At 41.5% G+C, this 12,951-nt stretch carries 9 protein-coding genes; 3 read left to right on the forward strand and 6 right to left on the reverse strand.

Annotation, left to right across the window (positions count from 1 at the left end; genetic code table 11):
* Positions 1 to 216: 216 nt before the first annotated feature.
* The 3 genes from CYL31_RS13135 to CYL31_RS13145 all read right to left on the reverse strand — a co-directional run bounded on the left by CYL31_RS13135 (position 217) and on the right by CYL31_RS13145 (position 3,978).
* On the reverse strand, positions 217 to 810 hold the full coding sequence (locus CYL31_RS13135; protein WP_212915661.1) for a hypothetical protein: 594 nt from the start codon (positions 808 to 810) through the stop codon (positions 217 to 219).
* 11 nt (positions 811 to 821) lie between these two features.
* On the reverse strand, positions 822 to 1,511 hold the full coding sequence (locus CYL31_RS13140; protein WP_212915662.1) for an AHH domain-containing protein: 690 nt from the start codon (positions 1,509 to 1,511) through the stop codon (positions 822 to 824).
* A gap of 262 nt (positions 1,512 to 1,773) precedes the next feature.
* Positions 1,774 to 3,978, reverse strand: coding sequence for a GGDEF domain-containing protein (locus CYL31_RS13145; RefSeq protein WP_212915663.1), 2,205 nt, complete (start codon positions 3,976 to 3,978; stop codon positions 1,774 to 1,776).
* A gap of 379 nt (positions 3,979 to 4,357) precedes the next feature.
* Here CYL31_RS13145 and CYL31_RS13150 point away from each other — a divergent pair, with 379 nt between their 5' ends.
* Complete coding sequence (locus CYL31_RS13150) at positions 4,358 to 5,155, forward strand: M48 family metallopeptidase (RefSeq protein ID WP_212915664.1); 798 nt, start codon at positions 4,358 to 4,360, stop codon at positions 5,153 to 5,155.
* Positions 5,156 to 5,627: 472 nt separating this feature from the next.
* A complete protein-coding gene (locus CYL31_RS13155) occupies positions 5,628 to 8,516 on the forward strand; it encodes a ligand-binding sensor domain-containing diguanylate cyclase (protein WP_212915665.1) in 2,889 nt (962 codons plus the stop codon).
* Positions 8,517 to 8,654: 138 nt separating this feature from the next.
* Here the strand turns inward: CYL31_RS13155 and CYL31_RS13160 are convergent, their stop codons facing one another.
* Both CYL31_RS13160 and CYL31_RS13165 read right to left on the reverse strand, forming a co-directional pair.
* Positions 8,655 to 9,506, reverse strand: a complete 852-nt coding sequence (locus tag CYL31_RS13160; protein WP_212915666.1) for a mechanosensitive ion channel family protein — start codon at positions 9,504 to 9,506, stop codon at positions 8,655 to 8,657.
* Positions 9,507 to 9,550: 44 nt separating this feature from the next.
* Positions 9,551 to 10,522: a calcium/sodium antiporter gene (locus tag CYL31_RS13165; RefSeq protein WP_212915667.1), complete on the reverse strand. Its 972-nt coding sequence runs from the start codon at positions 10,520 to 10,522 to the stop codon at positions 9,551 to 9,553.
* 555 nt (positions 10,523 to 11,077) lie between these two features.
* Here CYL31_RS13165 and CYL31_RS13170 point away from each other — a divergent pair.
* Positions 11,078 to 11,953, forward strand: a complete 876-nt coding sequence (locus tag CYL31_RS13170) for an MYG1 family protein (RefSeq protein ID WP_212915668.1) — start codon at positions 11,078 to 11,080, stop codon at positions 11,951 to 11,953.
* 83 nt (positions 11,954 to 12,036) lie between these two features.
* On the opposite strand, the gene CYL31_RS13175 is transcribed toward CYL31_RS13170, so the two are convergent.
* Positions 12,037 to 12,942 (reverse strand): ankyrin repeat domain-containing protein, encoded by a 906-nt coding sequence (locus tag CYL31_RS13175; RefSeq protein ID WP_249411577.1) that lies wholly within the window; start codon positions 12,940 to 12,942, stop codon positions 12,037 to 12,039.
* Between the last annotated feature and the right edge of the window lie 9 nt (positions 12,943 to 12,951).

Raw genomic sequence — 12,951 nt, forward strand, 5'->3', positions numbered from 1 at the left:
ATTGATTTTGATGCTTTTAGGAAGGGGATTTTTAACTGACTCTGAAACTCCATAGGGTCCCGCACTAAGGATTGCGTCGAACGAGCTTTTCCTTAGCAACTAGTTAAAAATAAATCTAAATCAATTTTTCAGTAAAAGTTTGCATTTTCATGCATAGCTTAAAAGCACTACTCGTTTGCTTCATGATTGAACTTATTTATATTTCATTTATATCACTCAAGCACCAATGAAATCTTTATAGGTAAAATCAACGAGAGGTGTAAAATTGATACCAGTCAAACAATAGGTATTGTAGGCATCAACAAAGTCATCATTACAATAAAACTCTGCACCACCTAGCTTACTCTTAAAAATAACTTTTTTATCTACATCGTCACTTTTAAAAACTATACTCTTATAGCCAACGGGAAGCCCATCAAAATAGTCTCTTTCACTTAAAACCAGATCTTCTTTACCAAAAACAAGAGGGTTGAAAAGGTATTTCAAGTCTCCTTCAACATTAATTTTCAAAAACTCGCCATACGAAGAAAGCAACTTAAATAACGTATCATGTGCTTTTTCACTTAAAAAAATCAGACCAGCCAGAATATTAATATCAACGTTAGCTTCCTTAGCGTCTCGTAAATATTTAAAACATATCGTCTCAGGCCAAAATTCAGTTAAAGTATTATTTTCATGATGCATATTCATCAAATAGTGTAATGGATTGACATTATCGCTCATTTTCGTCTTAATTTTTTCCACAACCTCAAAATAATCAAAATCAATTACATCACATGTGTTTTCATAATTCCTTGGAACATAAATCAAAACTCACCATCCTAAGCCTTATTTTTTGGCATCATTACATTTTGTGGCATTGTTCCCATTTTAATCTTTAATTTAACTTGTCTCAACAAATTCACAAATTGGGTTTTATTTACTTGGGCTCTTAACGTATCCGAAATCCACAACTCATAGTTATGCCTATGAAGACGTCGATGAGAAACGGTATCCGCCGTTGCCCAATCAAAATCCTTACCTTTTTCGGTACCATATAACCACACTCCATTCATAGGATCATTGATACCTATTCCATGTGTATGTAATTGCAAGCGGGCTCTAAGCAAAGGCATTGCTACAAAACGACCTTTTCCAGGAATTATATGATGAGCCTCATGCTTAACTGTCGGCTTAGGTTCCCCTACCGCAGTCAAAAACCTAGCAAGTTTATTGGTTGGATGGTGATTTTCTTTGAGTAAAGTTTCTTCATCTGATAATTCGTTAGCAGCTCTATACGCGTCTAAAGATTCTTGTATCACGGTAATCGACTCTAACCTCTTGCGCTCTTTTTCGAGGTGATTATAGTCTTGATTTAATCTATCAATTATTTCTGAGTCTTTTGAACCTCGCAGTTTTGCTTTTCTATCATAAAAAGCTTTGGCTTTTAACTCATAGTTATAAATAGCCATTTCTAGAGGTGTGGGATTGGAAGGCCGATCAGGTTGTGGATAAATAGCTAATGGCTGCAAAATAAGCTCCTTTTATATCTGCACTGTAAACTGGATACAACATTACTAGAATGCATTTTAGCGCGACTCCATAATATGACACAAGATAGTCGTTTACCCGCTAGCCCTTTCGCTTCAACTCACCAATGTTAAGTTGCCACTTCCATTCTTGCACGCGTAACTTTTGTCAAATGATACAACTTAAGTCTTTTAAATCAATAACGAAAAAGGCCGCCAATTGCTTGGCAGCCTATCTGGTTTCGCAGGTCATGATGTTATTGAACTACTTTTCCGTTATCCGAATACAGTTGCGGCCACTTTCTTTGGCTTGGTACAAGGCAGAGTCTGTTTGTTGGAATAATTGTCGCGGATCTGTAGTTTGTTCTGGCCAGCTTGAGATACCAATGGATATGGTGATATTTTCGAGCAAATTCCCTTCATACTCTATTTGCGTTTTTTCAACAGCGGCCCTCAGTTGCTCGGCTTTACGTAGGCAGTCTTCACTTCTGACTCTTGGCATAACAACGACAAACTCTTCACCTCCTAAACGACAAACAATATCGCCTTCATGGAAAAAGTGACTCAGTAGGCTGGCAAGGGTTTTTAGTGCTTCATCACCCGCAGGGTGACCATAGGTGTCGTTGAAGGTTTTAAAGTAATCGATATCACAAATCAGTAGGGATAACGCTTCTTGATTTCGTTCTGCCGCTGCAATTTCACATTCCATGACTTCAGAAAAAAAGCGTCGGTTTTTTAACCCTGTGAGCTCGTCTTCATAGGAGAAACGTTGCAGTTCCTCGCGTAAGGCTATATTCGCTAAGGTAATGTTTATTTTTTCTATGGCTCGCTTTAGCAGTTTCATAAAGTGCGCAATGGGATAACCATTGAGCACTTCTGTTGCCTGAACTTGCAGCATCGCAACATAACGAACAGAACCTTGCTGATTAACGAATCTAAATGGAAAAACGCCCTGCTCGTTATTAAACTTAAGCTTAATCAGCGCGGTATTATCAGGGAGAGGAGCGTTAATTCCCTGCCCCCAGCTATGGACCTTTTGCCACCCATCGGTACTCGCTATGCTAAATACACCAGAAAAAGGCATGCAAAGCGCTTCAATGTTATTGGCTATCTTTTCAATTCCCATTTCTAGTGTATGACAGCTTTCCAGCTCAACGATGACATCACTGACAATTTCATTCTTTTCCTGTTGAAATAACAGCCCATTAGCGCGAAGTGCCTCTTGCTTTACCATGATACTAAGCTGCTCGGTACGCTCAATGACTTTAGACTCTAATGAAATATTCAGCTTCGCCAATCGGCGCTGAGTCGACAGATAGTGGTTAAAAGATAAGCCAATTATCGCGATAGAAAATAGCAGCGCACCACTAGAAACAGGAACAGAACTCCACGAGATCCAATTATGTGCAACCGCCATATCAAGCATCATGACAGCGCAAAAACCAAAGTAAGCTAGGATGAGTAATTTTTGCTCGAGACGAACACGGTTAAACACCAATAGCACAGAGACGACTAACAAGAGTGACGTCACGATAAACATGCCATCAAATGCAGGATAAAGCTGGGTAAGATGAAGGAGCCCAAGCACACTTCCAATTGCCGCTAACAACAAAAATACAACATGAGCGCGCCATAACCACTGAAAATGACGAACCTCTAAACCGGCATCTGATAACCACTCAGCCAACAACATAAACATCGGAATCGGCAATAAAAAATACGCATACGCACCAATATAGTTCCACAGTAAGGGTTGATCCCAGATAAGCTTCATGGCAGGGATGTCTCCCAATACTAAACCCGCTGCCGCAAGGGAAAAGAGACATACATTCAGAAATTGGCGACGCTGACCTTTTAACATGGCAAAAATGGCCGCCATCAAAGCAATAAAAATTGTCACGCCAGCGACAATAAAACCTTGCAGAGATTCTTCAATAATTTGTGTGAGAGCATCAACTCGCTCAGTGAGTTTTCGCTCTCCCCAAAAACCAATACTGATATAATCTGAATACACCCGAAAATAGAGTGTTTTTCCCGCAAAATCCTCAGGCAGAGTAATCATGTGCCAAGGCCAACCAGCAAATGGCCCCATGCCATTTTGATCTAACTGACCATGCTTATAAATAAGCTCACCATCCAAATATACTTCAGCCAATAAATCGATACTGGACGCAAAAAATACAGGATCTCTGTAAACATGTTGCGGAAGCGTTATACGAAACCAAACATTATGGTGTGCACCACGAGCGGGGGGATTGGCTGGAAAAGCAATGGGTTGCCAATCTGCTAAATTATCTTGTTGAGTCCATAAGGGAACACCGTCAGGGTTAAACGTAGAGTCTCCCCACGCATATTCCCAACCGTCATCTAAATTCACATCCTGCGCAAATACGTTTGCCGACAAACATAAGAATGCGGTAGCAAAAAACAACGAAATAAAATAAAAATATGCAGTCTGCAATTGCTTCAAGATATTCTCAACCAAAGCTTATATTAAGGGAGCGAAATGCATCATATGCATCTCAATACTTTAGTCGCTTTCCTTGCATTAAAAGATATGCTCTGCACCTAGAGCATTTAATATCCTAACTCAAGATAGATATTGGAATTGTAAAGAATCGTTTACATTTTTTAGGACAAGGTGTGAATAAAATAGTAGAACGATTTATAAAGGCTTCAGAGCAACAATGTTTGATCCTACATGATGTTGACTAATATTTGTCATAGCTCTGACAAAACCTCTAACAAACTCGCTGATCTCCATTTGCTTCTAACGAAAACCCTTCTCTATAATAGTGGCTATATCTAATAGTCCATGCAGTTTTCAAGGCGGTTTTACGATGGGGTTTATGAAAGTTTCTTTTAAGGCAGCGCTAGCTGCGGCGTTGGTTGTGATGGTGGGTTGTAGCTCTTCGCCGACAGGTCGTAAGCAGTTTGCTGTGTTGCCGGATAGTCAGATGAATGAGATGGGCGTTCAGTCTTTTACTGAGATGAAGAAAGAAACACCTGCATCTTCGGATGCAAAGTTACGCAAACAAGTACAGTGTGTGGCGGATACTCTGATTGCGGTATTGCCAGATAAATACCGTAACCAAGAATGGGAAGTGGTGTTGTTTAATGATGAACAGGTTAATGCCTTTGCTCTACCAGGTTATAAGGTGGGCGTTTACACTGGCTTATTGACTGTGGCAGATAATCAATCCCAATTAGCCGCAGTGGTTGGTCACGAGTTGGCACATGTGATTGCACGACACGGTAACGAACGAGTTTCAACTCAGTTAGCGACGAGCCAGGCTTTGTCATTAGGTTATCAGTTGAGTGGTGAGGAATCGCCGGAGAAAATCGCGATTTTCCAAGCATTGGGGCTTGGTGCTCAAGTCGGTATTATTTTGCCTTTCAGTCGTTCCCATGAGTCTGAGGCTGATTTGTTGGGCTTAGAATACATGGCAAAAGCGGGCTTTGACCCACGAGAAAGCGTTCAACTATGGCGCAATATGAGTGCTGGTGGTGAAAGCAAAACACCTGAGTTGTTGTCGACTCACCCATCAAATTCTAATCGTATTAAAAACTTACAAGCAAATTTGCCAAAAAACCTTCCAGTTTATGAAGCTTTAATCGCGCAAAATAAAGGCGCTAAGTGCTACTGATATTTTAATCCTGACAGTAAAGACAGGTTAGCTATTAAAACCTGTCTTTTACTTTCTTATTCACAAATATTTCGTTCTACTTTTCCTACCGTCACGTTACAACAATATTTTAACGCCCCCTTTTTGCTATCTAAATTCAGGCATAAACTATAAGCAGAATTTATAGATGGTAAAAATCACTCTAGAAACTCTGTCATCATTTGTGAATTAGACCTAAATTTCACAATTTTCTAGGCTGAAGTCGGCATTTCAGTAACATTTGGAAACATTTCATTAAAATTCTTTGTGGTAGTATCCGGCTAATTTAATAATGTTTTTACTATCCACTTTTAGTATTCGTTTCATATTAAGAAGCAATAAAAAAATATAGAAAACCTAGATCTAAGAAATATATATCACGATTTAAGAACCGTCTTTATCGAAAAGCACAGCCAAACTCGATGTTACTAATCTGTATAAGTATGAGGGAAATATGACGCTTATCCATTCGTCACAAGTGATAATTGGGGTTGTGCTGCTATGCGCTTTTAATTTAGCTCATGCAAACACATCTATCCCTCTTTCAGATTATTTCAAAGACAATTGGTCTACTCACGAAGGCCTGCCACACAACAGTATTAATGCCATAGCGCAGACTTCCGATGGCTATTTATGGTTCGCCACATGGGAAGGTGTTGCCCGTTACAATGGTCGCGATTTCCGTTTTTATGAGCGCTCAACCGAAAAAGGGATTCTTGACTCAGGTATTCGCACGCTAGTGTCTGACGCTAATAATGGTTTATGGATTGCTGGTGTTCGAGGCGGAATCACCTATCGTCATGGCGATAATTGGCAACCTCACTTTGCCGCTCCCAGTATGGTTAACCACTTAATCAAAGACAGTTCTGGTGACCTTTGGATAGCTGTTGAAGGCTTGGGTGTGTTTCATCGAGCAAAGCCAAGTAATGCAGAAGGTGTTACAGAAGAAGCTTGGGCATTACAGAATATTAGTGCATATCGATTGCTTGAAGACAGTAAAGGTAGAGTTTGGGCAGCAACAAACAAAGGTTTATTTCAAGTTAATGGGCAAAACAAACTAGAGGTATTAGCGCAATACAACCTTCCCGGACTACATGTTTATTCCATGCTAGAAACACACGATGGAAAAATGTTGGTAGCAACAGAAAGAGGTGCTTATGTCATAGATGATCAACGAGCCACATTATTGCACCCAAGTTTGGCTGGCGAAGCCATTACCACCTTGATGGAAGACGATGAATACAATCTGTGGTTAGGCACGATTAAAAATGGCGTGGTAAGAGTAAGTAACCATCAAATTGAAAGACTAAACACAGAGTCAGGTTTGCCAAATAATCGGGTGTTGTCGATATTACAGGATTTTGAAGGCAGCGTTTGGATTGGCACCAATGGCGGTTTGATGCGACTTCGTAAAGCCCCTTTTACCACTTGGACAAAAAAACGCAGGCTCGTCGGCGATTATGTTCGCAGCGTTATCAACATTGATAATAAGTCCGTTTTGGTGGGTTCAAGTGAAGGGCTTAGTCTGATAAGCAATAATATTGCCCAGAATGCCCAAACGAATAATAACAATCCTATTTCTGTTCTTAGTTTTGCCAAGCGCCACGATGGCGGTATTTGGGTGGGCACTTATCTCAAAGGTCTCATGCTGTGGAAAGACCAACAGCTATCGCCTCAATTTGATCATAATAATGGATTACCCAGTGATGAAGTGAGATCCATCTTGGAAGACAGTCGCGGTAATTTATGGATTGGCACCACGAACGGCCTTGTTAAACGGGACGCTTCAGGACAACAAACTATTTTCACTCGTAATAATGGCTTGCCTGATAATTATATTATGGCCTTAGCGGAAGATGATCGAGGTCAGCTTTGGGTAGGAACAGGTATTGGCGTTGCCAAATTAACAGCGAGCGGTTTTGAAATTGTTCCAATTCACGATCTTGAAGATGCTGAATATGCCTTTGGCTTCTGGATAGAAGCAGGTTATGTGTGGATTGCCACAGATCGCGGTTTAATTCGTTATAACCAGCAAAATGATCAATTGGGCTTAGTGGGTCGGCGCTCAGGATTGCCGATTGACAAGCTATTCCAAGTCGTTTACGACGGTACCAATGGCCTCTGGCTGACCAGTAATCGCGGTATTTGGCGAATAGATTACCATGCAGCTCATGCTGTGGCTGATGGCCGTCAAAGCAAAATAGCATTTGAACACTTCTCTGAAAGCGATGGTTTAGCAAGCGCTCAAGCTAATGGTGGATCTAACCCCGCTGCTGTGGCCATGGATAATGGCAAACTATGGTTTGCCACCGCGAAAGGCGTTGCCATGATAGACAGTTCGTCTATCTCGCAGAAAAATACGACGCGTTTACCGATTTCTATAGAATCCATAATAGCGGATGGCGTCGAGCTGTCAGCCAATCAAGAAAACATATTACCCCCCGGTACCAATCGGGTAGCATTTAACTATGCGGGCTTGGGATATATTATGTCATCCCGTATTGAATATAGAACAAGGCTAGTCGGTTTTGAAGAGAACTGGGCCTCAAGAGGCAAGAACACTATTGCCGAGTACACCAATTTAGCACCAGGTAAATACCAATTCCTTGTCAGCGCACGCTACCCTTATAGTGATTGGAATAATGCAGATCAGGTTTATGAGTTCACTATTTTACCTCACTTCTGGCAACGATTAGAGGTACAAATAAGCTTAGCATTCTTAGTATTAATCTTTTTAGCTGGCAGCATAAAATGGCGCATACATCGATTGCAAAAGAGCGAATTAAAACTAAAGGCCTTAATCGAAAAACAAACCTATGCTTTACGCCAACAATCAGAAGATTTTAAACGCCAAGCTAACGAGGATAAATTGACAGGGCTACCAAATCGACGTGCTTTTGACAAATGGCTTAGCGATAAATTTATTCAGGCCAAACATAAGAAGGTCACACTCGCCTTGGTTATTATGGACATTGATCACTTCAAAAAAATCAATGACCACTACTCGCACCTGATCGGAGATAAAGCAATAAAAGCGCTCGCCAATCAGCTTCAGCAGCTTGTCGATAATAAAGTACATGCTGCTCGCTGGGGTGGTGAAGAGTTTACACTGATGATCAAAGGCATGGATGATACTGATGTGGCGGCTTATTGCGAAAATATACGTCACTGTATTGAAACCTACGACTATAGTGACATAGCGGCCGATTTAACCATGACAGTCAGTATGGGCGTGGCGTTTTCTCATCAAGTTGAAAATTATTCTGATTTACTTCGACTTGCCGACCAAGCTTTATACAAAGCCAAAGAACAAGGCCGTAACCGAGTTGAAATTTGGCAATAAGCACGCTCTACGAATAAAATAGAAAACAAAACAAAAGCCAAAATAATGCTTAGCCGCCCTGAATAATGCTATTCCAGAGGCGGCTAAACCAGTAAATTTAGACTTTATCTTGCTTTCAGTTACTTAGATCAAAAGCCTTTATAGCTTCTCTTTCAAAGCCTGTGCACCCTGCTCACTAACCACATGCAAGGTTCGTTGTGGGAACGGAATCGTCAAGCCAGCCGCTTCAATCGACTCTTTCACTCGCTTATTTAAATCCCAGTAAGTTGGCCAATAGTCATCGTTTTTTGCCCACGCCCTAAGCTGAATATTTACCGAACTGTCCAACATAGAAACCACCATTGTCTGAGGAACGGGATCAGACAACAATCGAGATTCGCTTTCAATGATTTTTCGCAATACAGACAAACCGACATCAATCGAATCCGAATAAGATATTCCGACAATAATATCCATTCGTCTCTTTCCATTACGAGTAAAGTTCTTAATATTATCGCCCCACAAAACACTATTAGGTGAAGCAATATATAAGCCATCAACCGTTTCAAACACGCAGGTAAATAAATTGATTTCTTTTACCGTACCTTGTGTTGAACCAAACTCAATAAAGTCGCCGGCTCGAAAAGGCCGTAATATCAGCAACATAATCCCCGCGGCAATGTTACTTAGCGTGTCTTTCAGAGCTAAGCCAACAGCCAAACCTGCCGCACCAACCAAAGCAATAAGACTGGCCGTGTTGACACCAAATATATCTAAAATGAACACACCGCCGATAACATAAACAGCATAACTGGCGACGGTTGAAAATATAGGAGTCAAGGTTGCATCCAGCTTATTAAGCTTAGAATTTGTATTCAGAATGGCCTTACGTACTGCCTTTGCTATAAATGAACTGGCTGTGTATATAACAATTGCCAATACAACTCTATATCCAAGCGTAATAATGGTATTTGAATGATTTTGCCAAAATTGAGCGAATAACTCTTCCATATACTTCTCTTCTTAGTTTCTATCTTAATCAATAAAATTTCATATTATGCAATGACTGATGAAACCAACCAGACATTATAAGCAGCAAAAGCAAGCAACAAGCCTAAACCTTCATAGCGATTGATACGACCCGCTCGACGAAAGCCATATGCCATCATCAACAAAACAACCGTCATTGCCATCATCACCGACCAATCACGGGACAGCACATCGGCCGACAAATTTTGCATTGGCGATATTACTCCCGCAATCCCTATCACGGCCAATATGTTAAACATGTTAGAACCAACCACATTGCCAATGGCAATATCATGCTCACCTTTTCTAACGGCAATAATAGAAGCTGCCAATTCTGGTAAAGAGGTTCCCAATGCGACAATCGTGAGGCCAATAATCAAATCACTAACACCAAATGCGTGAGCGATATTAACAGCTCCCCATACAAGTACACGAGAACTGATTATCAAAAGAACCAGTCCAAAAACCAACCAAAAAATGGCTTTTTTCATCGACATAGAATGTGCGACTAGGTCTTCCTCCATATCGCCTTCCAGCGCATCACCTTTGCCTCTCATAGCAGAAAAGATACTCCAACCAATCAAGGCAAAAAAGCCGACCAGCAAGAGCACAGCTTCAACACGAGTTAACGATCCATCCCAAATAAAATAGCCAAATAACAAACCTATTAGCAACAACAAGGGCAGCTCTTTTCGGACGATATTGGATTGCACCATGATCGGCGCAATCAAAGCCGTCACACCCAGAATCAGCCCTGTATTCACAATATTGGAACCCAACGCATTCCCCAATGCCAAATCAGGATTACCGTCCAACGCCGCCATGGCAGAGACCACCATTTCAGGTGCCGAGGTTCCAAACCCCACAATCACCATACCGATCAATAAAGGCGGCATACCTGCGTATTTCGCCGTAACCGCCGCCCCTTCCACAAAACGATCCGCGCTCCACACCAACAAAACAAAACCGCCTAACAAGGCTAAAATAGCGAGCGTCATAGCATCACCTCACGAATAAAGAAAAAACGCGATGTATAAAAAACAGTGGACAGAAATCGTAACGATCTCAACAAACAAAACACGAAAGTTAGAAAAGCAATGATAGGAAACACAGTCTTACCCTCGGGGTGGAAATGACAGAAGGCAAGAATTGCCCTCCACCCCGAGAACAACGCTTGCCTTAAGTCTTGTCAATCCAAACAAACTGGATATAACCGCCACGAACGACTGTTCGGAGACTGTTGACGGTTATCTCAGACAAAGCTGAGAGACTACTCCCCTAAGGTTTTAGGAATCATATTCCTATTTTTTCAGCTTAACAATAAGCGCAGAGCGAGCAAAACAACGCCTAGACTATCTTTACCCTTTCCCGACAAATTCAGTGATTCCACACTATTCTTATTGGCTTTTACACAAGCTTGTCTTAGATACAGTTGAAACGAAGGGTGTCACCCACCATTAAAACCCCGTAAAATGCCGACCTTTAGTACGTATGTACTGTGAAGTGACGTGTGTGCTGTTAAGTGAAATGATATCAATAAAAGAGACTGTAGAATGACCGAACAAGTTCAAGTAATCGCGACGCACAATGGCAACTTTCACGCAGACGACGTATTTGCCGTAGCGGCACTTAAACACCTTTTTCCGTCTGCAAAAATAATACGCACACGTGACTTAAACGTCATGGCGAAAGCCGATATAGTGCTAGACGTAGGCGGTATTTACGACGCAGAACAAGGCCGTTTTGATCACCACCAAAAAGGTGGCGCCGGCGCACGAGAAAACGGCATCCCATTCTCATCTTTTGGCTTAATTTGGCAAAAATACGGTCTAGAAATATGTGCAGGTGACCAAGAAGTCGCTAACTCATTGGATAAAAATTTAGTATCCACCATCGACGCCATAGACTGCGGACACGTAGAAGGCGTACAAACAGGCATTAGCCTGAGCCAAACCATCTCCATGTTTAACCCAACATGGCAAGAAGAAAGCGACTTTGACGCTTGTTTCGATGAAGCGGTAGCCTTTGCTTCACGCATCTTAACTCGATTCATCGCCGCGGCAAGCGGTGGCGTAAATGCAAAAGCCATCGTCGCCAATGCCATCGAAAAAGCCGAAGACCCAAGAGTCATCGTGTTAGAACAATACACACCGTGGAAAACCACCGTACTTAGACTATCACAAGATGCATTGTTTATGGTTTACCCTTCGCAAACAGGGCAATGGCGCATACAAACCGTGCCAGTCGAACTCGGCTCGTTTGAAGATCGCAAAAAACTTCCTGCGCCATGGGCCGGATTGTCCGACAAAGAACTACAAGACGTCACTGGGTTAGACGACGCCATGTTCTGTCATAACGGCTTATTTATCGCTGGCTGCGCGTCATTTGAAAACACCATGAAAATGGCAGAAATGGCCTTGGATTATTAGAAATTCGAAATGAAAAAAGACCGATGAGTGAAGCATCGGTCTTTTTTGTTTTTCCTGTAGGTATTATATCTGCTAGTCGCGAGCTAAGCTTCCGCTTGAATAATCAGCCTTAAGGCTTGTGTATAGTATTTTCCGCCAGAACCTGTACGCTTTAGGTATTCATTAAGTTTACTTTTAGCTTGCTCTGGATCTTCCAATTTTAGCAAAGCTTCTCCCCAGAAATAATAAAACGCATCTTCCATTGGAGTATTAAGCTTATCAAGTAAATTGGCGTATATAACCGCATCTAAATACTCTTCTTGTTTTAAGGCATCGGTATAAGCGATAAGGTATTTGTCGTGTTTTAGCGACTCAGGGAGCCCTTCGTCACGAGCTTCAATTTCTTTTATGCGATTTTCAATTCCAGCCATTTTTTGCTTTAGTAAATAGGCTTCTCTGTATTGGTGGATCATATCTGAGGAAACGTCTTTATTATCTTTGGCGTAGCCGTAAGTATCTTTTCCATCATTGTTTTTAATTTCAGGGTCCATTCCCAGGCCGAGCAGATATTGCACTATATCAGCCTTGCCCGTATAAGTAGCGAGCATTAAAGCGTTTGTGCCATAGTTATTGGTGAAATGGATATTTACATCAGCTTCGACCAAAATACGTATGGTTTCAAGGTTGCCACTGTATCGCACGGCAACTAAGAGAGGAGTCCATTGTTCATCGGAAGCTTGGTTTACATCTGCTCCAGCCGCAATCAGTTTTTTTACCAGAGAGTTGTAACCGCCTTCTGCGGCGTAGTAAACGGGAGTGCGCCCATGGTCATAGCTCTCAGTATAGTTACGGACATTTGGGTTATAACCATAACTCAGTAGGCTTTCTACTTCTGCCACATCATTATTCCTAGTGGCAGAAATTAATGCGGGTTGTGAAGAGCATCCTGTAAGGATCAGAAGAAGTATTAATGCACAGGGCTTTGTGATTTTAGAAAAGGATATGTTCATAAAGTCTCT

This window comes from Marinomonas sp. A3A (assembly GCF_018336955.1).
GTDB classification, from domain to species: domain Bacteria; phylum Pseudomonadota; class Gammaproteobacteria; order Pseudomonadales; family Marinomonadaceae; genus Marinomonas; species Marinomonas lutimaris.